Source organism: Shewanella cutis (genome assembly GCF_022410515.1).
GTDB classification, from domain to species: Bacteria; Pseudomonadota; Gammaproteobacteria; order Enterobacterales; family Shewanellaceae; genus Shewanella; species Shewanella cutis.
In genome coordinates this window covers 815,020-839,096 of sequence record NZ_JACSDI010000001.1, presented here as the reverse complement: position 1 = coordinate 839,096, position 24,077 = coordinate 815,020, and the positions used below count along the sequence as shown (strand labels likewise).

Here is a 24,077-nt window from a genome sequence, read left to right as displayed (position 1 = left end):
GAATGGACATTTGCCCATTAACTGCAAAATGCAGATATCAACATAAATACAATAACAACTGTACCAAACAGGGAGAACACACATGGCAAGCACGGCATTAGTCACCAATGACGCGGTGGCGCTGGGGATTTTAGCGACAATTCTGGGATTTGTGTTTTATACCAGTAGTAGCAGTCATCCATTTTGGCAAAAGTTTTACCGCTTTATTCCTGCGTTATTACTCTGCTATTTCTTGCCTTCGTTGTTAAACACCTTTGGGGTGATCGATGGCCACACATCACAGCTTTACTCTGTAGCATCACGCTATTTATTACCCGCCTGTTTGGTATTGCTGATTTTAAGTGTGGATTTAAAAGCGATTTTAGGGCTTGGACCTAAAGCCGTGATCATGTTTTTAACTGGAACCATCGGCATTGTGATTGGCGGCCCAATTGCGCTGCTGACCGTGTCATTTATCGAGCCATCGTTGATAGGTGTTGACGGCCCTGATGCGGTGTGGCGCGGCATGACAACGCTTGCGGGCAGCTGGATTGGCGGTGGTGCCAACCAAGCAGCGATGAAAGAAATTTATGAAGTCGGTGGCAATATCTTCTCCGTCATGGTGACAGTCGATGTGATTGTGGCCAATATTTGGATGGCGGTGTTGTTGTTTTTGGCGTCTAAAGCCAAAGAAATTGATGCAAAAACAGGTGCAGATACAACAGCTATCGATACCTTAAAGAATAAAGTGGAGCAGTATCACGCTGAAAATGCACGCATTCCGAGTTTACGTGACCTGATGTTGATCGTAGCTGTTGGCTTTGGTATCACAGGCGTAGCTCATATTGCTGCCGATTTTCTCGGCCCGTATTTTGAAGCCAACTATCCTTGGACTGAGGATTACAGTTTTACCTCGAAGTTCTTTTGGTTAGTGGTGATAGTGACGACCATAGGTTTAGCGATGTCGTTCAGCCCTATGCGCCATTTAGAAGCAGCGGGCGCATCTAAGGTTGCATCAGCGTTCTTATACATTCTAGTGGCAACCATAGGTTTACATATGGATGTAAGTAAAGTCCTTGATACGCCGATATATTTTTTAGTGGGTATCATTTGGATGATAGTACACGCTAGCTTTATGTTATTGATTGCTAAGTTAATTAAAGCGCCATTGTTTTATATGGCCGTAGGCAGTCAGGCCAACGTTGGCGGCGCTGCATCAGCGCCCGTTGTGGCAGCGGCATTCCACCCTGCATTGGCTCCGGTCGGGGTGTTGTTGGCTGTATTTGGTTATGTGTTAGGAACGTATATGGCTTGGATTTGTGGCCAAATTTTACAGCTAGTTGCGGTATAGCCGCTCTAGTGCCAATATTCAGTTTTCCGCTGGACAGAGTCTAGCATTTGAGAGAGATGTTGCGATGAGTAATAAAATCATAAACTTAGGTTCAATCGAAATTGCAAACGATAAACCTTTTGTGCTATTCGGTGGCATGAATGTGCTTGAGTCTCGCGATCTCGCTATGTCGATTGCTGAAACCTATGCTGAGGTGACTCAAAAACTAGGCATCCCCTATGTTTTCAAAGCGTCGTTCGATAAGGCTAATCGCTCTTCAGTTAATTCTTACCGTGGCCCAGGCATGGAAGAAGGTTTGAAGATTTTTGAAGAAATCAAAAAGACCTTTAACTTGCCTTTAATTACCGACGTACATGAAGTACACCAATGTGCACCTGTAGCTGAAGTGGTTGATATTATTCAATTGCCAGCTTTTTTAGCTCGTCAAACAGACTTAGTTGTCGCTATGGCGAAAACCGGCGCTATCATCAATGTGAAAAAACCGCAGTTTTTAGCGCCCCACGAAATGCGTCATATTATCACCAAATTTAACGAAGCGGGTAATGATAAGATTATCCTCTGTGAACGTGGTTCATGCTTTGGTTACAATAACTTAGTCGTGGATATGTTGGGTATGGATGAAATGAAACAATCGGGTTATCCGGTTATTTTCGATGCCACCCACGCATTGCAACGTCCAGGTGGCCGTGCCGATTCAGCGGGCGGTCGTCGAGCTCAAGCGACTGAACTAGCCCGTAGTGGTATGGCGTTAGGTTTAGCGGGTCTATTTATTGAGGCTCACCCCGATCCTGACAATGCTAAGTGTGACGGTCCCTGCGCATTACCACTTCACCAATTAGAGAACTATCTCAAGCAGATGAAGGCAATTGATGATTTAGTTAAATCTTTCGAGCCCATTGATACCAGCAAATAAAAAAGAGAGGTTAAATTAACCTCTCAAAATAGCAGGGGAGCTTTTGAAGTCAGGCAATAAATTTATCGCCAATATATGATGAATAAAGCTTGATATACAGTGAGAGGCAATATCATAACCTCTCACTGGTCTTACATTACTTAATCTCAATTCGGGTTAAGTGATGAATGCCATCAACACTGTAAAATTTAAGTTATATCTCTCAAACTTTCGCTTGTGCTGTTGGATATGCATTGATTATCCCGAGCTGAGCCTACTTAGTTTCCAAAGCATGTTTCGCCGCATTAGTACCTGCAATTTTTCCAAAAATCACGGTGTCTGCAACGGCATTGCCACCTAAGCGATTATACCCATGCACACCACCTGTGACTTCGCCTGCTGCAAACAAGCCGACCAATGGTTTACTTTGAATATCGAGCACTTCTGCTTTGGTATCAATTGCGACACCACCCATAGTATGGTGAATACCTGGAGCCACTTTTACGGCATAAAAAGGCGCCTTTTCTAGTGGCAATGGCATTTGTTCACGAGCAAAATCTTCATCTTTACCTTGTTTAAAATAACGATTGTAGTTTGAAATCGTTTTTTCTAATGCGTTATCTTTCATACCTGTAATTTTGGCAAGTTCAGCAATCGTATTTGCTTTTTCAAGCATATCTAGATGGTCATATCCCTGTACCATTTTAGCTTTTTTATAAAGCTCATTATCAAAGACTAACCAAGCATATTGTTCAGGCTGTTTAAGAATGGCATCGGATGCTTTATCACGAGTCGTTAATTCACTGACAAAACGATTACCATCTTTATTGACCATAATAGCACCCACACCTCGAACAGTTTCGGAGATTAAAATGCGGCTATCTTTTCCTACTGTCGGATGAGCTTGTACCCAGTCAATATCGGTCATACTCGCTCCAATTGCTTTGGCAAGTTCAATACCATCACCTGTGGAAGTAATGTTATTAGAGCTGGTCATCCCTTTAAATGTCGGGCGATAAAATGCAACCATTTCTTTATTAAAACCATATCCACCGGTTGCAAGAACAACTGATTTAGCCGCAATCATATAGTGGTCAGAATGTTTTCCATGGACGACTACACCGACAATTTTCTGGTCTTCATCAACCACAAGTTTGACAACTTTAGAATTAAGCCGAGTGTCGATTCCTTCTTTTACCGAGGCTTTTCTCAATACATCAATGATATGTGGGCCAACGCTTAAACCTCCAGTTGGTCTATGTGTGCGGTCAACCCTTGCGCCTCCTGAGCGTTTTAAGTCATCCATGTTTGCACCTAAAGATTCTAACCATTTAATACCTTCAGCTGATTGCTCAGCTAATATTTGTACTAACTTTGGATCATTGGCATAGCGCCCACCTTTCATGGTGTCTTCAACAAACCATTCGATTTTATCATCCACTTTATGTTCTTTTTGCTGAGTAGTTCCCACAGCATTGTAACCGCCTGCAGCAAGCATAGAGTTACCACCGCTAAATGGGCCTTTTTCGAGTAATACTACTTGCGCTCCTGCTTTTTTCGCTGCAATAGCGGCATTAAACCCTGCGCTCCCGGCTCCGACAACAATGACATCTGTCGTTTCTTTTGGACCTGCAGCAATCGCCTTGCTGATTGCATCATTGTCCCAACCTTTATCCCATGGTTCCTTGGTTTTTGCGCTATTAAAAGGCATCTCAAGCCCTTTAAATGAGTGGCATTCATTACAATATAATTTTGGTTTTTCATGACCTTTATGGCAGCTTGTACAGTTAATGTCACCTAAATGAGATGCGTGGGGATCTAGCTTTAGTTTTGGATTAGCCAAAGCACTGTATTCACCATGACATGATTTACATTGTTGATTTTCATAGGTTTCACTGTCAGATACCTTGCCTGGTTGAGTGTGGCAGCTTTTGCATCCTCCCATTTCTTTATGAAAAGAGGCCAAATCATTTTTGTCATTTGCAGCCCAAGTTGCTGTAGAAAAAATTGAGCACAAGACAATACTTAAAAGTGTTAACTTCATATAATTCTCCAATTATAGTTTTATTAAGGTAATCTTCACGTATGATATTTTTTTATTTATTGTTAAATGGTGATGTCGCGCAAAAAATTATCTTGGTTAAATAAAACTTAAATTGTTTTAAATAATTCTTAAATAATCGTTTTTTTACTGGAGGTGTGATTAAAGTTCAAACGGATTTTTTAACATAGAATTAGCATGCTTACGGTTTTATGTTAAAGGATAAAAATTATGAAATATACAAATTGTTTTGTACCTATTGCTTTATTGCTTTGTTCTAATCAAGGGTTTTCTGAGCCTTTAGATTTTTATGGGAGATTGTGGCTAGGAGTATCCAATTCTAGTAATGGTATTTCCGGTAATGAAAAGGTAAATGGCTTTTCACTTGAGAATTATGCATCATACGTTGGGATTAAAGGTGATTATAATGTGCATGAAGATTTTGGTTTGATATATAAATTTGAAGCTGGAGTTGAAAGTTTTGATAATGATGATGCAAATATTTTTAAACCGAGAAACTCATATTTAGGTTTCAAGGTTAAATATGGTAGTGTCGTATTTGGACGAAATGATACTGTATTTAAAACGTCAGAGGGTAAAGTTGATCTATTCAATATCACATCAAGTGATATGAATATGATTATTGCAGGTAATGACCGATTAGGAGATTTAATCACTATCAATAGTGCAAAAGTTGCAGGAGTGTCTCTTGGCGTTACATATGCATTTGATGATGATTTTAATCAAAAAAATCCAACGCTTGCTGATAATCAAAACAATTATGCAGTTAGTGTAGTGTATGGAGATCCTTCTTTTAAAAAAGGAAATAGCTATTTTTCTCTAGCCTATGCAGATGGACTAAATTCGTTAGAGGCAACAAGGATTGTTGCTGGTGTTGCTATTTCATCTGTAAAAGTGGGTGCGATATATCAGCATTCTCAATCAAGTATTTATAACAATGTAAAAGGAAATTCATATTTATTAAGTATGAGTATTCCTGTTAATAAATATGATTTTAAATTTCAGTACCTTAAAGATGATGCTGGTTTGGGTAAGATTACCAAAAATGCTGGTGCAGATCTTAAAACATTAAATAATAGTGACTCAAATCAATATTCATTTGGTGTGGATTATAATCTGATGAAGGAATTAACCTTTGGTGCAGCAGTAAGCTACTTTGAAGGCGAGTACTCAGATTCAAAAGGTAATAATGAGTTTGATGATACGTTGGTTGTTTTTTCAACGAGATACCTTTTTTAGAAGGTGTTAAATAAAGCGGCCGAATAGGCCGCTTTATTAAAGTTAGATATCAGTCATGTTAAAAAATGTATCTTTCATTTATCTTATTATAACTGGAGTTTATTGGGGATGTAGATGCGCATTACGTTAAGGCAGTTAATGATTTTTAAGGCTATCTGTACTGAGAGACAAATCTCAAAAGCGGCAAAACTGATGCATATGTCAACCCCGGCAGTGAGTATGGCTCTAAAAGAGTTAGAGAGCTCGCTAGGATGCCGCCTGTTTGAAAGGGCGGGTGGTGGATTGGATCTAAATGCCCATGGGAAAATTATTCTGCCTTATGCTAATGAAATGCTTAGTAAGGGAAATGAGTTAGAAAAGCTTTTTAATTTTTCCGAAGATGGTGTTAAAGGTTGCTTAGTGATTGGTAGTAGCAAAACGGTCGGTAACTATGTTTTATCCAGAAAGATTCCTTTGTTTAAAGATAAATATCCAGATGTAAAAATCAAACTCATAATTGAGAATAGTTTGGTGATTGAAAAAATGGTGTCTGAAAAAGAAATCGACTTAGGTTTCATTGATGCCAAACCAGCAAGCAGAAATCTAATATGTGAGCAATGGATGCAAGATAAGCTTTGCATTGTAAGTGGATGCTCACATCCTGCAGCAGCGCAAGAGTGTTCTAATCATTTTTTAAGTGAACAATTGTGGATTTTTGACCACGAGTCCTCCCTGTCACATATCAGAGCTGTTCAATTATTAAAAAGTTTAAACGTTTATGTAAGAAATGACATTTGTATGTCTACGATTGGCGCAATTAAGCGTGCAATTGGAACTGGTACAGGTTTGAGTGTTTTACCCTATGTGGCTATAAAAGAAGAGTTAGAACGGGGGGAGTTATGTTTGATCGATTTGAAGGGATGGGATTATAAACGCACTTACTGGTCAATCCAACGAGAGTCTGATCAACTTTCATTACAGTCTAGTAGTTTTTTAAAATTTTTAAATAATGCTAGTTAAACAGTGAGTGGGATAATTGATTTCTTCAGAGTGTGGAATAGTTATATTTTTAATCTCACTTCTTGCAGTGGTATTATATTCAAACTCTTTACCTTGTCGGTTTTTTAAGCTGTTTTATAGTGTTTTTCCTGTCATGTTCATTTGCTATACCTTACCTGCTGTATTCAGTTTTTTTAATGTGGTAGATGCAAGTAGGTCAGGTGTTGATGACTATTTTAAGGCGCATTTAATTCCATGTAGTTTATTTTTGCTAATTGTGAATACGGATTTTGCTACATTAAAGTCAGTCGGTGGAAAGATTTTATTGATGTTTTTTATTGGCGCTATTGGTGTTTGTATTGGAGGGCCAATTAGTTTATGGATTGGCTCTAAATTATTTCCAGAAGAGCTTTTATGGCAAGGTAGTGATGCAGCATGGCGCGGTATGGCAACACTCATGGCTAACTGGTTGGGCGGTACAGCCAACCAACTTGTAGTGAAAGAAATTCATCAAGTTGGCGAGGCTATTTTTGCTGTAATGGTGACGATAAATGTGTTTTTTTCCGGCATATGGATGGCTATCTTGCTGTTTTTGGCTAAAAAACAAAAAACGATTGATAAATTTTTTAATGCTGATTTGAACAATTTACCTGTTTTTATTGAGAGTGATATAACTACGTTAGATGGCAAAAAGCATTTCACTGGCTGTATTTTGCTCATTATTTCATCATTGTTTATTTTTTTGTTTTGTCATTCATTCTCAGAGTTTTTATCCATAACAGTAATCAACCGTTTTCCTTATTTATTGTATTATAACCTAGGGTCAAGTTTCTTTTGGTCGATGATTTTGTCAACACTTTTAGGTATTTTACTCTCAATGACCTATGCAAGACATGTGTTTGTTAAGCAAGTAAAGTTTGTTTCATTTTTTTTGCTGTACTTTATGATTATGAATATTGGGTTAAATGTTGAGTTTGCTTCATTTCAATCTATTTTCTATTATTTTATTATAGGATTAATTTGGTTTGTTATTCATATAATTATTCTGCTGTTGTTTTCCTTATATTTTAAACTTCCCATATTGTATTTTGCTATTGCGAGTCAGTGTAATATTGGCGGCGCCGCTTCAGCGCCTGTTGTTGCGAGTGCTTTCCATCCTAAATTAGCGTCTATAGCGATTTTAATGGCTGTGTTAGGTTATACATGGGCATCATTAATCGCATCAATTATTGGTTCTTTCATGCAATTTATACATCCATAGTTATTATTTAAATTATTGTTTTGTATATTTGTTGCTCGATTTTTGTAGCGGTTATTTAATGGCTAGCGTATGATCTTAAAGGTATTTATCAGTCTTTGTGTCGTGTCTAATGTTTCCATGTGGGATATGATGCTTGTCTTATCTTTTGTGTCTAAAGCAAGAGAGTATGCTTTGGTGGAAATAGGTTTATGTGGATTTTATTTACAATATTAGCTGCATTTATGCAGGCATGGCGTAATGCCTTTCAAAGCCAACTGAGCAAAGAGGTAAAGGTTGCTGGGGTGACTTTAGCTCGGTTTATTTGGGCTAGCCCCATTGCGGCATTGTATCTTGTGCTCTTGTATTTATGGGACAATGTTGGATGGCCGCAATTTACTGGGGAGTTTATCGGTTTTATTGTGGGCGCTTCTATGATGCAGATCCTTGCTACTGGCTTGATGGTGAAGCTGTTCCAGCAGCAAAATTTTGCGATTGGCGCTGGGCTTGCTAAGAGTGAAGCAATCGTCGCGGCAATCTTAGGCACATTATTCTTTGGTACTCATCTATCAGTTCTCGGTTGGGTCGGGGTTATCTTGGGTGGGATAGCGGTATTTTTGCTGAGTGCTAAGCAGGGGGTGCGGCATTTATCCCTCAGTACAGTCATACTGGGGATTGCCAGTGGCAGTGCCTTTGCGCTGACCTCGCTTTGGGTGCGAGAAGCTAGCTTGAGGTTAGATGTCGGTTTTCCCCATAGTGCGGCTTGGGTATTGCTGTTGGTGATTAGTCTGCAAACTATTGTGTTAGTCAGTTATTTGGTTTTAAAGGATAAAGCAACGTTAATCGACTTGTTACAACGACCTAAGTTAACCTTATTAACCAGCACTGCGAGCTGCTTTGGCTCTATCGGTTGGTTTAGTGCGATGTCACTACAGGCTGTGCCCTATGTTAAAACCTTAGGCCAAGTGGAAATTTTCTTTATGATGCTGATTTCTGCATTCTGGCTCAAAGAGCAAGTCAAAATTAAAGAAATGCTTGGTCTAGTGTTGATTGCGGTCGCTGCAATACTGGTGATGTGGGAGTGAGTACTTACGCTGTTTGTATTTGACATGCGTAGTACTGGATATTTCCACTGATATTAATGGCTATCGCGCCATCGAATATGGATTAAGAATTAAGAATGCCAAAACGCTTAAATAGCCTTTCGCCGCTTTTACGATTATTTATTTCCCAATACGATCTTTCTCGCAAGCATTTATTCATCATGCTGTTTATGCCTATCGTCTTGGCAATGGCATCAAGTTATGTGGTAACAAATTATTTGGTTGATAAGAAGGCACAAGAGGTTGGGGAGTTTAATCTCAAGCGGCTTGAGCATTTGTTAAGGCAGTCTGAGACGATTGGGGAGTATGCTACTACCCTTAGTGAGGGCGACTGCAGTGCCCTGAATGAATATATGCAGTTTAAGCCCTATTATCGCGGTGTGTTACTTTTTAACGCCCATGGTTTTCACTGTTCATCTACAATGGGGGTGATTGATTATCCGCTTAATTCACTCTTGCCTGAAGCTACCCTCAAAAAGCCAGCTTATTTTATTGTTCCTGAAACACCTGCGCGCTCAGGTGTTCCTGCCATTTTGGTTATCTCTACTCAGGATAATTTAACGCGTGGTGCAGTAGTTATCATTGAAGGACAATATTTAATCGACAGTTTTATTCAACCTGAGGTGTTTCCTCGTCCTGTTAACCATGTGGTGTTGGGATTAAAGGGGGCGACGTTACCTACTGTCCCACAATTTGGTGATGGGAAAGTGGTTGCAGTAAGGGCTGAGCACTCCGAGTTTGTGATCCTGCTTGAGGTTTCACAGGCGTTTTTTTGGCACTTTTTCTGGATATGTTTTGGCATAACACTGCCGTTTTTACTGGCGTTTGTTGGGTTGGTCGGTCTACAGATTTGGCGTAAAAAAAGCCGGTCTTCATTGGCTGATGACATTAAAAGCGGCATCGAGAATCAAGAGTTTTTTCTGGTATATCAACCTATTGTTAGTAGTGTTGATGGTAAGGCTAAAGGCGTTGAAGCATTAGTACGGTGGCAGCATCCCCAAATGGGCTTAGTGCGGCCCGATTTATTTATACCTATTGCTGAGCAGAGCCAATTAATCGTCCCGTTAACCAATTATATTTTTGAACGAGCCTTGGCCGATTTTAGCCAATTGCCCGTGGATTCGGGGTTTAGGATTGGTTTTAACGTAGCACCAGAGCATTTTATTCAAAGTGATATAGAGGCTAAATTTCGCTATCTAAAAGATGCCTTTGCGCGTATTGGCGTGCAACCTTTAATTGAAATCACCGAGCGGCAGTTATTAACCGCGGATATGTGCGAACGAATTACGGCATTGCGTGAGCTTGATATTTTAGTGGCAATTGATGATTTTGGTACAGGGCAGACGACCTTGTCGCTGCTGCAAACCTTTACCTTAGACTATCTTAAAATTGATAAATGTTTTATCGATACCATAGGCCAAGATTCAGTCACTTCCCATGTGCTGGATACCATTATCGAGCTCTGCCATAAAATGAATTATGTAGCGGTGGCTGAAGGGGTTGAAACCCAACAACAAGCAGATTATTTAATCAGTCGTGATGTGCATTTTTTGCAGGGATATTTATTTGCTAAACCGATGAAATTAGATGAGCTTTCCCATTGGCTTGAGGCGCATAGCTAGGGCGTGTTGACGTTTCAGGGTTATTTTTGCAGCAATTTGGCTGGCGTTTATGCAAGGCAAAGTCCGTGCTGTGTAGTTATTCTACATAAACGGACGATAACGCGGCAGAAAAGCCAGCCAAATGCTGCCCGAAGGGGTCGTCTGGCAAGCCCTTGGTCTTACTTTCTGTCATAAGAGCCGCTCGTCATTTGAGTAAACTACACATCATTCCTCGTTTCGCGAGCACGTGCTTGCCAGAACGAACAAAATCTAATCTCGAAACGTCAACACGCCCTAATAAAATGGCTATCAGGATAGCTATCCTGATAGCCATGTTGGCAGAGCAGACTGAAGTGCTTACAGGCTGTACCCTGTTTCTTCATGCTCTGAAAGATCGAGTCCATTGACTTCTTGCTCTGTGCTAACGCGCAGCCCTCCTAGGAGTTTGCTAATGACGACAAACAATAGCCAAGTCACCACCGCGGTATAGGTGAAGGTGGCAACGACGCCAATAATTTGTACGCCGAGCTGATCAATCATAGTAGGGTTGACAGCGGCAAACCCATAGCCGCTGAAGATCCCAAGCTGAGTTGAACTAAAAACGCCTGCCAGTAAAGTGCCGAGAATACCGCCGACACCGTGGACGGGAAACACATCGAGGGAATCGTCTATCTTCAGTTTTTGTTTAATGTAAACGGTTGAAAAGAAACAAACCATGCCACCAAGAAAGCCAATCACTAAGGCGCCTGCTGGGCCAACATAACCCGATGCTGGCGTGATTGTCCCTAAGCCTGCCACCATACCTGTGACGATACCTAGTGCACTGGCTTTACCGAATTTATACCATTCGATAGCCGCCCAAGTGATGGCGCCCATCGACGCAGCCAAATGGGTGGCGAGTATGGCCATTGCCGCCGTGCCATTGGCACCTAAGGCACTACCGCCATTAAAGCCAAACCAGCCAACCCAAAGCATGCCCGCACCAGTCACGGTCATGGTCAAGTTGTGGGGCATAATAGCCGAGTTTAAAAATCCCCTACGCGGGCCGAGTACTTTAGCGGCAACCAATGCGGCCACGCCAGCGGTAATATGTACCACGGTCCCCCCCGCAAAGTCATAGAGTCCAAGTTTGGCTAACCAGCCGCCGCCCCATACCCAGTGGGTGATAGGTGCATAGACTAACAGCAGCCATGCACTTGAAAATATCAGTACTGCGAAAAATTTCATCCGCTCAGCAAAGCCGCCGATAATCAGCGCGGGGGTGATAATCGCAAACGTCATTTGGAACAGCATAAATAAAGGTTCGGGAATATCTCCGCTGACACTCTCGCGGCCAATACTGGCTAAAAATGCTTTACTGAGGCCGCCGATAAAGCCATTGCCAGTATCAAAGGCGATGGAGTAACCAATCACAAACCAAAGTATCGAGGCGATAGCAGCGATCGAAAAACACTGCATTAAAATGGAAAGTACGTTTTTGCTTCGTACCAGTCCGCCGTAAAACAACGCTAGGCCTGGAAGAGTCATCAGTAAGACTAAGGCGGATGAGCTTAAAATCCAGGCGGTATTAGCACCATTTAACTGCGTTGCATCGGCCCATGCTGTGCTGGTAAAGCTGCTCGCGGCGAGGACAAGTAACGCTTGATAACTGAGCTTGGATTTTTGATAGCTCATATGGCATCAACCCCTTCTTCTGCGGTGCGGACGCGGATCACTTGTTCGAGTGGGGTGACAAAAATCTTTCCGTCACCGACTTTACCTGTGTGGGCGGCTTGGATAATGGCTTCGATAACTGCTTCTTCAAGTTCGGAGTGGATCGCGATTTCAAGCTTCATTTTGGGGAGAAAGTCGACAGCATATTCGGCGCCGCGATAGAGCTCTGTGTGTCCCTTTTGACGACCAAAGCCACGAACTTCAGTGACTGTCATGCCGTGGACCCCCAGTTGAGTTAGCGCTTCACGAACATCATCAATTTTGAAGGGTTTAATAATTGCGGTGATGAGTTTCAACTTTATTCTCCAACGAACCTCTGGCTTAAGTTCGCGGAACAAAGCAGGAATCAGGCCATAACAATAATGGTTTTATTATCATTATGTTAACAATGTGGCGCACTTAAATGAACCTTACTTTTGCTGCAAAATAGTGCAAAAACAGATGATTACGCCCTGATTTGGTGCGCTGTTGTGGTGCAAATGGCGTGAAAATATCAACGATGGGGCATTTTAAGACAATGAAATATCAACGAGTTTGATTTATCTCAGATGATTACTATTAAATCTATTTAAAATCAATTAAATGTATTAATTAGATCTAGGCTTTGTCGCCGAGAGCTGTTTAATGGCCTGGCACATTTGGGCATTGATGGGTGCACTTAAACCGTGCGCGCGGGCACGGTTGGAGATATAACCATTAATTTGCTCAATCTCAGTGAGTCTATGGTGTGCTACATCTTGGTGCATCGATGAGAAGTTCGCGGCCGTGAGTTCAATCACTCGATAGACGCGCTCCTCTAAGAAGTGCCTGTTGAGCTCAATCCCATCATATGCGGCAACCTCGACCAGTTCATCTAAGATATTGGCAATAGTCGTTGAAAATTGTGCTTGAGCTAGGGTGCCATTGGGACATTGATGCAGGGCTGTAAGAGGGTTGATCGCGGCATTGACCGCCAGTTTTTGCCAAAGGCTGGGGATAATCGCTTCAACCCACTCGCTGTTCGGAATGGCATGTAATAGCCTTTCCCGCAGAGTTTGGGGTAACTCTGGGCCGGTAAAATGGCCAAACTGAGTTAAGCCTTGTCCGGTTTGCTTAACTTGCCAAGATGACTGACGTAATACGCCCTGTGAAGTCGTTCCTAGACTTAGGCCGCGACCATCGAGTCGTGGCGCAAGTGCAAGGTGTGGTCCCATACCATTATGCAATAACAGAATATGGCATTGTGGCGATAATTTATCGAGTAAAGGGCTAATCGCATCAAGTACTTGATACGCTTTTACGCACACGATCAAAAGTTTGATTTGCTGCGCACTTTTACTTTCTATATCAAGTTTGGGGACGCGGTAGGTGACTGATTCGGTATTGGTGTTATGTCGCGACAAAGGGCTAAATACTAAATCTTGCCAATGAGTCGCTTCTATGTGTGATGCAAATGATTCACGCGCCATCAAGCCTACCGCTAACCCTGCCGAATGCAGTTGATGGCAAATCAATTGCCCGACGGCACCAGCGCCTAAAATAGCGATTTCGCTAGCTTGTGGTGCTATGGCGGCGATTTTACTCTGGCCAGGCATTATTGTTCCTTGAGATGGGCGGCACTAAAATATTTTCGATAGGCCCAAAGACAAAAATAAAACAAGGCAATACCGGCAAAATCTGCCAACACATCACCTATGGAGGCGCTGCGGTAGGGTAAGCGTGACTGCACAACCTCAATCAACATTGCGTAAGTCGCGAGTACCAGTGAGAGCCAATACCACTTAGGGCGAAAGGCGAGATAGGTAAGATACGAGAGACAGAAAAAGCTCCCAAGATGGCCTACCTTATCGATATGAGGAATACCTTGCGAATAGGTTGGTCTGGAAAACACCAGATAACTGATCACGACAAAGGCTACGGCTAAAGCCAGTTTGAATAGGGTGTGTTTAGTTATCACAAATACAATTTGATTATCTTAGCGTGCCGCCATAATAGGAAAATGCGCAACCAAAGTCATCCCTAAGGCGAGTTTTATCTTGCTTGGGTAAAGTTAACCTTCAACTTGATGGAGTGAGTCGGTAAACTATGGGCATTTACAATCACCTAAGGGGCGGCAAATATGCCTTCATTTGATATTGTGTCTGAAGTTGACGAAGTAGAGTTACGTAACGCGGTTGAAAACTCCCGCCGTGAACTCAGCGGCCGATTTGATTTTCGTGGTAAAGATGCCAGCATCGACTACAAAGATCATGTGGTGACGCTCACCGCAGAAGACGATTTCCAGTGCAAACAGTTAGTGGATATTTTGCGTACGCAATTGAGCAAGCGTAATGTAGAGCCATCAACCATGGATGTCGACGAGAAGTCGGTTCATAGCGGCAAAACCTTTTCCCTTAAAGTGCGCTTTAAGCAGGGGATTGAAACGGATATCGCCAAGAAAATCGTTAAGATGGTCAAAGATAGCAAGATTAAAGTGCAATCGCAGATCCAAGGCGATACAGTGCGTGTAACGGGAAAAGCCCGTGACGACTTACAAGCCGTGATGGCGTTAGTGCGTCAAGCGGACCTTGGCCAGCCTTTCCAGTTCAATAACTTCCGCGATTAATCGTTAAAACTTGCATAGCTTGCGCTCGCATTAGACGAACCCATGCATCAATCGCTAATACAATAAGCCCCAAAGGATTAACGGTTTGGGGCTTTTTTATATCTAATTAACCTGAACTCGGGATAACGAGTGTCGAAAAAATCTAATTTAACAAACTAAATCAATGGTATATGTAATTTTAAAAAGAAGAATCTTTTTCTGACTGAATGCGCAGATAGGCTCGAAAAGATGCCTATTCAGCGGCGCTACTTATCCCTAGCTCAGGTTGATTATTCTTGGTCTGGTTTGACGCTGACGTGGGGCGCGTATTTATTCACTAAATGAATGAGTAACAGCACAGGAAAGCCAATCACGCTGGCGGCGACAAAGAAATTCACATAACCAAATGCGTCGACATAGGCGCCCGAGAAACCCGCAATAAATTTAGGAAACAGCAACATAATCGAGGAAAGCAGGGCGTATTGGGTTGCACTATAACCGCTGCTGGTGAGGCTTGAGAGGTAAGCGATAAAGGCGGCGGTGGCTATCCCTGCGCTAAAATTATCGACCGAAATGGCAAAGGTTAAAAAGCTGACGTTATAACCGATGACCGCTTGCCAGGCAAAGAGCAAATTAGTGACAGCAACCAACAGTGCACCAAGAAATAATATCCTCATAGTACCGAAGCGTGCTAACAGTACACCGCCAAAGGCTGCGCCAACTAAAGTCATGATAAGGCCATAGATTTTGCTTAAATAGGCAATTTCTTCCTTAGTGAATCCCATGTCCACATAAAACACGTTGGCCATAATCCCCATCACAATATCCGAGATGCGATAGCAGGAAATCAGCAATAAAATCAAAATTGCGCTGCGGCCATAACGTTTAAAAAAGTCGATAAAGGGCAGTACACTGGCGGTATAAATCCATGAAAGACTCGCCGCAATAGGTTTGGGATAACGCGCGCTTAAACGCTGTTTAACTGCCAATTCGGTTTCATCGGCAGCGCGGGTATCGACCTTAGGCTCACGGCTAAAAAGCGTAGTTAGTACGCCAATAAACATCAGTCCAGCCATCACTAAGTAAGAGGTTTGCCAAGCGATTAAGTTATATTCGGTATTGCCGGGCTCGACCCAAGCGGCAATAGTCAGCGCACCAGCGGTCGCTACAATCATGGCGCTGCGATACCCCACTTGATAGGCGGCGGCAAGCGCAGCCTGCATTTTTTCGGGTGCAGATTCGATACGAAAGGCATCAATGACAATATCTTGGGTGGCAGATGCAAAGGCAACCATTAATGCAAACAAAGCCAAGCGTTCGAGATCTTTAACTGGATCGCTAAAAGACATTCCTAAAATGGCGCTAACCAAGAGTAACTGAGCAAACAGCATCCAACTGCGTCGCCGTCCTAAAAAGCGCGTCAGTATGGGGATTGATAATCTATCGACTAACGGCGACCAGGCCCATTTGAAGGCATAGGCGAGGGCTATCCAACTGAAATAACCGATAGAGGTGCGATCCACTCCCGCTTCCCGTAACCAAAAAGACAGGGTTGAAAAGACCAACATTAATGGTAAGCCGGCAGAAAAGCCAAGTAATAGCAGGATCAAAACGCGCTTATGGTAATAAACGCTCAAGGAGTCTAAGGTGCGACGAGTAAAACCGGTTACGAACATAAGCATTTGCCGAGGAGTCGAATCCGCCTAGCTTACGGGTAAGATACGGTTAGGTTCAAGGACTAATACTTATCCTTTTGATGACTGATGAGTTTGAGTTCGCAGAAGGTAAAATAAAAAGACCCAGCGAGCTGGGTCTTTAGCATGTGTTTTACTTAAGGTCTAATGCCGATACAACCCGAGGGCATTTGTCCTCCCAAACAGAGGAAATCACAGCAAGCATCTAACTGCTGATACAGATAGTGATTGCCGCGTATCATCCAGTCGGGCCACTTGTTAAAGCTATGGAGCAAGTGCCAAAACACAGTTTCCGTTTCCGTTTGCGCTTCACTTGTCGGAATGAGTTGCTGCCATTCCTCGAGTGTGTCCCATAAATAGAGCTGAACTTCTTGGAAATCGAGTTCATCACTCAAAAACGCTTTTCCATATACAGCAAGTTGGGGCGCTTTATTATCGATAAATTCTTCAATCGTCACCCTTGCCTCCTTTCGTTAAGCTTTTACAGTATAGAGGCAGGATTAGCGTTGTTGCTAAATTTTTAATTATTTTTTCGGGAGCAACTTAGCTGTTTTCAATATGATAGGAGTGACAGGTACATCGGGCCAATTCAGTTTGGCATTCGTAGTGGTTTCTACTACAGCCATGGCTTCGAGAACTTGCTTACCTTCAATCACTTCACCAAATACCGCATAACCCCAACGACGTTTTGAGGGGTCAAGCTTAGTGTTGTCTGCAACGTTAAAGTAAAACTGGCGGGTGGCCGTGTGGGGGTCATTGTCGCGCGCCATGGCAATGGTGCCCATGCTATTGGATAAACCATTGCCCGACTCGTTGACTATCGGCTTGCCCGCTGGCAGCTCTTCTAATTGCGGATTCAGTCCACCGCCTTGCACTACAAAGTCACTGATCACCCGATGGAAAATCGTGTTGTTGTACTCACCTTTGACCACATAGGTGAGGAAGTTATCGACTGTAATGGGAGCGCGGGTTCTATCGAGTTCGACGACTATCTTACCTAAACTCGTATCAAACTCGACTTGGGGATACAAACTATCGGGTTGAATGTCGATTGCCGCCCAGCTGCTATAGCTTGCACAGAGAACTAAAAGTGCAGATATCCAACGAAACATTATGATTTCCTTATTAATTATCGATTGGTATTTTTATTTTTGTAGGAACTGGTTTAACTCTGGGTCATTTAATATTTCCCCAGTGAGCTGGCCGAGGAGCTTATTCATATCCATTTCTAAGGTGGCAAAGTCTGGGGTTAATGGGCCTTTTAATACGCCCTTTGCTTTATAACGTTTGACCAATTCTTGGCTTGAATTACGCGCTTGGACAGCAATACGTACACTGTGTTTAGCCTCGTAACCAAAGGTTTTTTTGGTGACATCCATCTGCAACTCTTCTAATTGAACTTGAATAGAGTTAGTTGCACTAGGATCAATTTGGTATCCCGCTTGGGTGAAACCATTACGAAAGACTTCATCGAGTAATAACTTAGGAGGTTCGCTTGGGCCGACTAAACGGGTCTTGGTGCCTTCTTCCATAAATCGCGCAACATATTCAGCGTTACGCGAATCGATAGTATCCAATGAGATCTGCACGGGTCTTGAAGTCTGTTGGCTGATATCGGGAACCTGAGGGCTAAATGCCATGTGAGTCGGATTTTGGCTCGCACAGCCCACAAAGAGTAGGGGGAAAGTCAGCGTCAATAGTAACCGTTTCATGGAGAATCTCATGCTAGTAAAAAGTGGCTACAGCATACCAGAAATCCCCCTTGTTGCCACAAGGTACTCGGGTTCAGTTTTTGTACAGGTGTAAAGGTTATCATGTGCCTACATATCATTACTGAATTTAAACAATATGAAATACTTAACAATTAAAACTTGGCTTTTATCGTTATCAGTATGTGCTTTTTTAGTTGGAGCGAATGCTAATGCGGTTGAGTCATCGCATGTGTTAGGCGGCAGCATAGGCTATGGGACCCAAGAATTTGAAACTAAGAGTGGTAAATATGATGCAGGAGATACAATCACTGGCGATTTGTATTATCGCTATATGCTCAACGAGCATTTTGGGCTTGAAGCGGGTTATTTAGTGGGTTCTGGTGGCGTGGCGAGCGCCCTTGTTAGTGCAATCAGTGATATAAAAGACTTAGGTTACCAAGGAGTTAGAACCACTGCCTACGGTGAGTATGCATTGTCTCGCGGGAACAGTCTGTATGCCAAACTCGGTGCTGCCTATACCAAAGTGAGTTATGAGTTTGAAAAGCAGGAGATGGATGCAGACGATGTGGGCTTTTACGGCGCAGTTGGTTGGCAATATCGTTTTCGCTCTGGTTTTGGTCTTAATCTTGAGTACCAATATGTGCCGATGAAAGAACTAGAGTTACAAAGGATAAACTTTGGCATGAGCTACCGCTTCTAATGAGCAAATAGTCCAGTGCCCGAATTATCATCAGGGTTTGGTAATCAGTCAGCCTTAATCAAGCGCCTTTGGGCGCTTTTTAATGTTATTTCTACGTCATTAAACCGAATTATTGCCAGCAACAAAATCACAACAATTTGTGCTTGCACTCTTTTAATGCAATGAATCACAGGTTAGAGTAAAAATTCAATATTTAATAAGAGAGCATAAATGCTCCTTCGACCGCAAAAATGCAAAGGCGAGTTTATGTTTAGGATTAACACTCAAATTGCCCCTGAAAGCTTGATTAACGCTAAAGGCCAGCCGCAGTTTGGCCATTTCGACGGTATTGTTAGTCGCTTAGGTTTAGCCGATTTCACCTATTTCAATACCATGGATAAGCCCGCATCGGCTTGGGCAAAACGTGTTGATTATAAGCAGTTTCAATTTGTTTCTATTGTCACGCCTCGCTACATGATTGGTGTTGCGCTCGCGGATATCGCCTATCTTGGTAGTGCATTTTGTTATTTATATGACATTAAAAACAATAGGTTAATTCAGCATGATTGGTTAAAGCCCTTTAGGCTTGGCTATCGGATGTCGCCATCCCCCGCCAATAGCACGGCGACGATTGGCGGCAAAGGCAAGCGCATAACCTTTGAGATCCAAGAGGGTAATTGGCATTTGCTGATTGATACCAAAAACATTCAAGCCGATTTAACCCTGCATTGTTTACCTTTAAGTTTACCCATGGCCATGTGTAGCCCTACGGGATATAACGGTTGGACCTATACTCAAAAACACAACGGTTTAGCACTAAAGGGAACCTTAACCATTGACCATGAGCCGCAGCCGTTAAATTTTGCCCTCGCGGGTTATGATTTTTCAGCGGGATTTATGCGCCGAGATACCAGTTGGCGTTGGGCATCCTTAAGTGCGCAAATTGATGAAGGGGTTATCGGCTTAAATCTTGCTGCGGGTGTTAATGAAACCGGCAGTAATGAAAATGTGTTTTGGATTAATGGTGAGCGGCATTTGCTCGGGCCGATTCAATTTGAATTTGATCGCTATATACAGCAGGGCACTCAAATATGGCGCATTTATAGTCACGATGGTCGAGTTGATTTAGAGTTTACGGCGCGAAATTGCCGCAGTGAAAAACGTAATTTTATTTTGCTGAAGAGTAACTTCCGTCAGTATCTAGGCTTCTTTAGCGGCTCAATTATCGATAATCAGGGGCGCAGCTATCAACTCAATAACGTATTGGGATTGACTGAAGATCATTACGCCCGTTGGTAAGCTTGGGGCGGTTTAGGCTTAAATAAAACAATAATAACAATAGGATAAAGGTATATGGATATCGCTGAATTAATCAATCACCCTGAATTGCTGCTACTGGTGCTTGCCCCGTTATTTTTTGTGTGCATTTTGCTCGAGTGGTACTTAGGCGACAGAAGGCAAAAGCTCCCTGTCAGCGCCCGTTACCATGCTAAGGAAGTGCTGTGTAATTTTAGCCTCGCGGCCATGCATCAGGGCGCAGATATCTTGGCCGGCTTACTGATTGCTAAGCTGTATCTCGCGGTATTTGGTTGGAAATTATTCGATATCCAAATGGGGCCATTCACCTTTGTGCTACTCATGGTGGCACAGGATTTTTGCTATTACTGGTTTCACCGTGCGAGTCATAGAATACGTTGGATGTGGGCGGCCCATGTGGTGCACCACAGCTCTGAGAATATGAACTTTAGCACCGCGTTTCGGCAGAGCTTGATGTATCCCTTTGCGGGAATGTGGGTGTTTTGGTTACCGCTGGTGATCTTGGGTTTTGATCCTAATTGGGTGGTATTTGTGGTGCTGCTGAATTTGGGATTACAGTTTTTTGTGCATACTCAAGCAGTAAGAAAGCTTGGTCCATTAGAATGGCTGTTTAATACACCATCCCATCACAGGGTCCATCATGGACGTAATCCCCAATATATCGATAAAAATTATGCAGGTATTTTAATCATTTGGGACAAACTTTTTGGCACCTTTGTGCCCGAGGATGAGACGGTGATTTACGGGATCACTAAACCCGTCAACAGTTTTAATCCGTTAAAAGTCACCTTTAGTGAATGGCGCGATATGTTTAGTGATGTCACGACTAAGGGGTTGAGTTTATCGAAGCGACTTGGGATCTTATTTGCACCTCCCGCCAGCCATCAAAAAGATGATTGATTTAATTCAATATTTGAGTCTGTCACCTTCTAATAGTGCAAACGGCGAAAATTCACTATCGCCAGACTTTAGCCTTGCGCCAGTTATCTTCAATCGCCACATAGGGCAACACGCGAAGCTTTACGACAACTTGTCTGGATAAAGCAGAGTTGTGACACAATTTTGTTAGGTAAATTTCAGCGAATTGTAAAAATTCCTTTCTCTATCAGGATCTTTGCAGATCAAGTGGCTTTTCCGAGATCCTAACCTGCCAATCTGCGGTTCTATGGATTAGAATAGCCTTGAATTCAAAAACATCAGAGCGAGCGGTATGCACGTACATATTTTAGGAATTTGTGGAACCTTCATGGGCGGTCTTGCACTCTTGGCTAGGGCAAAAGGGCACAGAGTGACAGGCTCGGATGCCAACGTCTATCCACCAATGAGTACGCAGCTTGAAGAGCAAGGTATTGAACTCATTCAAGGTTTTGACCCAAGCCAATTAGGTGACGCAGGCAGTTATCCCGATCTCGTGGTGATTGGTAATGCCATGAGCCGTGGTAATCCTTGTGTTGAGGCCGTATTAAATCTTGGGATACCTTACACCTCTGGCCCCCAATTTTTAGCCGATCATATTCTGCCTGAGCGTTGGGTATTAGCCGTATCTGGCACCCATGGAAAAACCTCCACCTCCAGTATGCTCGCTTGGATTTTAGAGGATTGTGGTTATCAGCCCGGTTTCTTGATTGGCGGTGTGCCGCAAAACTTTGGGGTGTCGGCCCGCTTAGGAGAATCGGCATTTTTTGTGGTTGAAGCCGATGAATACGATAGCGCCTTCTTCGATAAGCGTTCTAAATTTGTGCATTATCATCCCCGTACGCTGGTGATTAATAACCTCGAGTTTGATCATGCCGATATTTTTGCGGATTTAGCGGCGATTCAAAAACAGTTCCACCACCTTATTCGTACTGTCCCTGGCCAAGGCAAAGTGATTTGGCCTGCCGACTCCCACGCGGTAAAGCAAACCATTGATATGGGCTGCTGGAGCGAGCTGGAGACTTACCACTCATCAGAGGTGACCAATGGCTGGCATGCTAAGACGCTAAGTGACGATTGCCATGAGTTTGAAGTGTTTTTCGATGGCCAGTCACAAGGTGTGCTCGATTGGGCACTGATTGGTCAGCACAATATTGAAAACGCTGTGATGGCGATGGCAGCGGCGCGCCATGTTGGGGTTGCGCCGAGCGCGGCGATCGATGCGTTGGCGCGATTCGTACCACCGAAACGTCGCCTAGAGTTATTGGGTACAGTCAATGGCGTGAGTGTTTACGATGATTTTGCCCATCACCCTACAGCGATTGCGACCACGATCAAAGGCATGCGTGCCAAAGTCGGGCAGACCAAAATCACTATCGTATTAGAGCCGCGCTCAAACACCATGAAGAGTGGTGTACACAAGGACACGCTGGCCCATTCAATGTTGCAAGCGGACGAAGCCTTTTTATATCAAGCCGATACTATCGATTGGAATATGAAAGAGGCGATGGAAGCTGCTGTTATCCCCGTTACGGTATTGCATCAAATTGATGATGTTGTGGCTAAGGTCGCCGCATCGGCAAAGCCGGGTGACACTATCGTGGTGATGAGTAACGGTGGCTTTGGCGGCTTACATAAAAAACTGTTGGCGGCATTAGAAGTCAGCCCACAGCTTGTAGAGCAGGCACACTGATATGGCCTATGCCAAATCATCAAAAGCCATTAGCTTAGCCTGGACAGGAGCCTCGGGCGCGCCCTATGGTTTGAAATTATTAGAATGCTTATTAGCCTCGGGCTACCAAGTATTTTTAATGATCTCCAGTGCCGCTCGGGTGGTGCTGGCAACTGAACATGGCTTGCAGCTCAGTGCTAATAGCGATAAAGCCAAGGCACAATTACTTGATGTGCTGGCACAGAAGAATATCCCCTTATCTGGTGAGCTAGTGGTATTAGGCAAGGATGAGTGGTTTTCACCGCCAGCTTCAGGCAGTGCAGCGCCTAAACAAATGGTGATTTGCCCTTGCTCGACGGGGACGCTTGCTGCCGTCGCGACGGGAATGAGCAATAATTTGCTTGAGCGTGCGGCGGATGTGGTATTAAAAGAGCGCGGTCAGCTTATCCTTGTTCCGCGGGAAACCCCATTTAACGCCATACACTTAGAGCATATGCTCAACCTATCGCGCCTAGGGGTCACTATTATGCCGGCGGCGCCAGGCTTTTATCACAATCCCAAATCGGTTGAAGATCTGGTAGACTTCATGGTCGCTCGAATCCTCGATCATTTGGGCGTTGACCATGCATTAACGAGTCGTTGGGGTTATGACAAACACTCCTCCAATGACATCGACAATTGAGACTGATATGAAACACACCACCGAAGTGATGATCTCCGCCGAAGAGATCAGCCAAAAATTGGATCAACTGGCCGAGCAAATCAATGCCCACTATGCCAACAGCGAGCGTTTGCTGATGGTGGGATTATTAAAAGGCTCTGTCGTATTTATGGCTGATCTGTGCCGCCGTATTAAAGGCCATGTTGAAATCGATTTTATGTCGGTTTCAAGTTATGGCAATGCTATGACCAGCTCACGGGATGTGAAAGTGCTGAAAGATGTGCAATCGGATATCGCAGATCGCGATGTGCTGATTGTGGAAGACTTAATTGACTCGGGCAACACCTTAAACAAGGTGCGCGAAATGCTACTATTACGTGAGCCTAAGAGTTTAGCTTTATGTACTCTGCTGGATAAACCTGAGCGCCGCGAAGTGGATGTTAAAGTCGACTTTATTGGTTTTACCATTCCAGACGAGTTTATTGTGGGTTACGGCATCGATTATGCTGAGCAATACCGCAACTTGCCTTATATCGCCAAAGTTGTGCCACTCGAATAATTCAGTTGTTTTTGATGATTCAAACTCCCGCCAAGGCGGGAGTTTTGTTTTGTGCGTTATCTTTAATGCTACGCTGTTTTGTTGATAACTCGAGTGTTGTTTATTAGCCATTTTTAATAAATTAATCACCATAGATTCAATCAACTAGAG

Annotated in this window: 23 protein-coding genes; 14 read left to right on the top strand and 9 right to left on the bottom strand. The window is 43.2% G+C overall.

What is annotated here, in order from left to right:
- The first annotated feature begins 82 nt into the window (after window positions 1-82).
- Window positions 83-1,330, top strand: coding sequence for a DUF819 family protein (locus H9J30_RS03815; protein ID WP_240129752.1), 1,248 nt, complete (start codon window positions 83-85; stop codon window positions 1,328-1,330).
- Window positions 1,331-1,394: 64 nt separating this feature from the next.
- Window positions 1,395-2,243 (top strand): 3-deoxy-8-phosphooctulonate synthase, encoded by an 849-nt coding sequence (gene kdsA, locus H9J30_RS03810; RefSeq protein ID WP_240129750.1) that lies wholly within the window; start codon window positions 1,395-1,397, stop codon window positions 2,241-2,243.
- Window positions 2,244-2,496: 253 nt separating this feature from the next.
- Here kdsA and H9J30_RS03805 read toward each other — a convergent pair whose 3' ends face one another.
- Window positions 2,497-4,266, bottom strand: a complete 1,770-nt coding sequence (locus tag H9J30_RS03805; protein ID WP_240129748.1) for a flavocytochrome c — start codon at window positions 4,264-4,266, stop codon at window positions 2,497-2,499.
- A gap of 228 nt (window positions 4,267-4,494) precedes the next feature.
- On the opposite strand from H9J30_RS03805, the gene H9J30_RS03800 reads away from it, so the two are divergent.
- The 5 genes from H9J30_RS03800 to H9J30_RS03780 all read left to right on the top strand — a co-directional run bounded on the left by H9J30_RS03800 (window position 4,495) and on the right by H9J30_RS03780 (window position 10,463).
- Window positions 4,495-5,523 carry a porin gene (locus tag H9J30_RS03800; protein ID WP_240129747.1) on the top strand — a complete coding sequence of 343 codons (1,029 nt, stop codon included), beginning with the start codon at window positions 4,495-4,497 and terminating at the stop codon, window positions 5,521-5,523.
- A 114-nt stretch (window positions 5,524-5,637) separates the two neighbouring features.
- On the top strand, window positions 5,638-6,522 hold the full coding sequence (locus H9J30_RS03795) for a LysR family transcriptional regulator (protein WP_240129745.1): 885 nt from the start codon (window positions 5,638-5,640) through the stop codon (window positions 6,520-6,522).
- A 16-nt stretch (window positions 6,523-6,538) separates the two neighbouring features.
- Complete coding sequence (locus H9J30_RS03790) at window positions 6,539-7,762, top strand: DUF819 family protein (RefSeq protein ID WP_240129743.1); 1,224 nt, start codon at window positions 6,539-6,541, stop codon at window positions 7,760-7,762.
- A gap of 188 nt (window positions 7,763-7,950) precedes the next feature.
- On the top strand, window positions 7,951-8,823 hold the full coding sequence (locus H9J30_RS03785) for a DMT family transporter (protein ID WP_240129741.1): 873 nt from the start codon (window positions 7,951-7,953) through the stop codon (window positions 8,821-8,823).
- A gap of 95 nt (window positions 8,824-8,918) precedes the next feature.
- Window positions 8,919-10,463 carry an EAL domain-containing protein gene (locus H9J30_RS03780; RefSeq protein WP_240129740.1) on the top strand — a complete coding sequence of 515 codons (1,545 nt, stop codon included), beginning with the start codon at window positions 8,919-8,921 and terminating at the stop codon, window positions 10,461-10,463.
- Between the two features lie 336 nt (window positions 10,464-10,799).
- Here H9J30_RS03780 and H9J30_RS03775 read toward each other — a convergent pair whose 3' ends face one another.
- The 4 genes from H9J30_RS03775 to H9J30_RS03760 all read right to left on the bottom strand — a co-directional run bounded on the left by H9J30_RS03775 (window position 10,800) and on the right by H9J30_RS03760 (window position 14,091).
- A complete protein-coding gene (locus H9J30_RS03775) occupies window positions 10,800-12,116 on the bottom strand; it encodes an ammonium transporter (protein WP_240129738.1) in 1,317 nt (438 codons plus the stop codon).
- Window positions 12,113-12,451 carry a P-II family nitrogen regulator gene (locus H9J30_RS03770; RefSeq protein ID WP_240129737.1) on the bottom strand — a complete coding sequence of 113 codons (339 nt, stop codon included), beginning with the start codon at window positions 12,449-12,451 and terminating at the stop codon, window positions 12,113-12,115. The genes H9J30_RS03775 and H9J30_RS03770 overlap by 4 nt, the downstream gene beginning before the upstream one ends.
- Window positions 12,452-12,742: 291 nt before the next feature.
- A complete protein-coding gene (locus H9J30_RS03765) occupies window positions 12,743-13,729 on the bottom strand; it encodes a ketopantoate reductase family protein (RefSeq protein ID WP_240129736.1) in 987 nt (328 codons plus the stop codon).
- Window positions 13,729-14,091 carry a VanZ family protein gene (locus H9J30_RS03760; protein ID WP_240129735.1) on the bottom strand — a complete coding sequence of 121 codons (363 nt, stop codon included), beginning with the start codon at window positions 14,089-14,091 and terminating at the stop codon, window positions 13,729-13,731. The genes H9J30_RS03765 and H9J30_RS03760 overlap by 1 nt, the downstream gene beginning before the upstream one ends.
- Before the next feature lie 162 nt (window positions 14,092-14,253).
- Here H9J30_RS03760 and H9J30_RS03755 point away from each other — a divergent pair, with 162 nt between their 5' ends.
- On the top strand, window positions 14,254-14,739 hold the full coding sequence (locus H9J30_RS03755) for a YajQ family cyclic di-GMP-binding protein (RefSeq protein WP_011073585.1): 486 nt from the start codon (window positions 14,254-14,256) through the stop codon (window positions 14,737-14,739).
- A gap of 269 nt (window positions 14,740-15,008) precedes the next feature.
- On the opposite strand, the gene H9J30_RS03750 is transcribed toward H9J30_RS03755, so the two are convergent.
- The 4 genes from H9J30_RS03750 to H9J30_RS03735 all read right to left on the bottom strand — a co-directional run bounded on the left by H9J30_RS03750 (window position 15,009) and on the right by H9J30_RS03735 (window position 18,124).
- Window positions 15,009-16,394 carry an AmpG family muropeptide MFS transporter gene (locus H9J30_RS03750; protein ID WP_240129734.1) on the bottom strand — a complete coding sequence of 462 codons (1,386 nt, stop codon included), beginning with the start codon at window positions 16,392-16,394 and terminating at the stop codon, window positions 15,009-15,011.
- A 155-nt stretch (window positions 16,395-16,549) separates the two neighbouring features.
- Window positions 16,550-16,870, bottom strand: a complete 321-nt coding sequence (locus H9J30_RS03745; protein WP_240129733.1) for a hypothetical protein — start codon at window positions 16,868-16,870, stop codon at window positions 16,550-16,552.
- Window positions 16,871-16,936: 66 nt separating this feature from the next.
- Window positions 16,937-17,524 carry a peptidylprolyl isomerase gene (locus H9J30_RS03740; RefSeq protein WP_188869459.1) on the bottom strand — a complete coding sequence of 196 codons (588 nt, stop codon included), beginning with the start codon at window positions 17,522-17,524 and terminating at the stop codon, window positions 16,937-16,939.
- Window positions 17,525-17,557: 33 nt separating this feature from the next.
- Window positions 17,558-18,124: a YajG family lipoprotein gene (locus tag H9J30_RS03735; protein ID WP_240129732.1), complete on the bottom strand. Its 567-nt coding sequence runs from the start codon at window positions 18,122-18,124 to the stop codon at window positions 17,558-17,560.
- 136 nt (window positions 18,125-18,260) lie between these two features.
- Here H9J30_RS03735 and H9J30_RS03730 point away from each other — a divergent pair, with 136 nt between their 5' ends.
- The 6 genes from H9J30_RS03730 (at window position 18,261) to hpt (ending at window position 23,927) form a co-directional block, all read left to right on the top strand.
- Window positions 18,261-18,824 carry a porin family protein gene (locus tag H9J30_RS03730; RefSeq protein WP_240129731.1) on the top strand — a complete coding sequence of 188 codons (564 nt, stop codon included), beginning with the start codon at window positions 18,261-18,263 and terminating at the stop codon, window positions 18,822-18,824.
- A 246-nt stretch (window positions 18,825-19,070) separates the two neighbouring features.
- Entirely contained in the window at window positions 19,071-20,102 is a 1,032-nt protein-coding gene (locus H9J30_RS03725) for a DUF2804 domain-containing protein (protein WP_240129730.1), read from the top strand.
- Between the two features lie 54 nt (window positions 20,103-20,156).
- Window positions 20,157-21,020 carry a sterol desaturase family protein gene (locus H9J30_RS03720; RefSeq protein WP_240129728.1) on the top strand — a complete coding sequence of 288 codons (864 nt, stop codon included), beginning with the start codon at window positions 20,157-20,159 and terminating at the stop codon, window positions 21,018-21,020.
- Between the two features lie 310 nt (window positions 21,021-21,330).
- Window positions 21,331-22,728, top strand: coding sequence for a UDP-N-acetylmuramate:L-alanyl-gamma-D-glutamyl-meso-diaminopimelate ligase (mpl, locus tag H9J30_RS03715; protein ID WP_240129726.1), 1,398 nt, complete (start codon window positions 21,331-21,333; stop codon window positions 22,726-22,728).
- A gap of 1 nt (window position 22,729) precedes the next feature.
- Window positions 22,730-23,389 (top strand): flavin prenyltransferase UbiX, encoded by a 660-nt coding sequence (locus H9J30_RS03710; protein WP_240129724.1) that lies wholly within the window; start codon window positions 22,730-22,732, stop codon window positions 23,387-23,389.
- Window positions 23,390-23,396: 7 nt separating this feature from the next.
- Complete coding sequence (hpt, locus tag H9J30_RS03705) at window positions 23,397-23,927, top strand: hypoxanthine phosphoribosyltransferase (RefSeq protein WP_240129722.1); 531 nt, start codon at window positions 23,397-23,399, stop codon at window positions 23,925-23,927.
- Window positions 23,928-24,077: the final 150 nt, after the last annotated feature.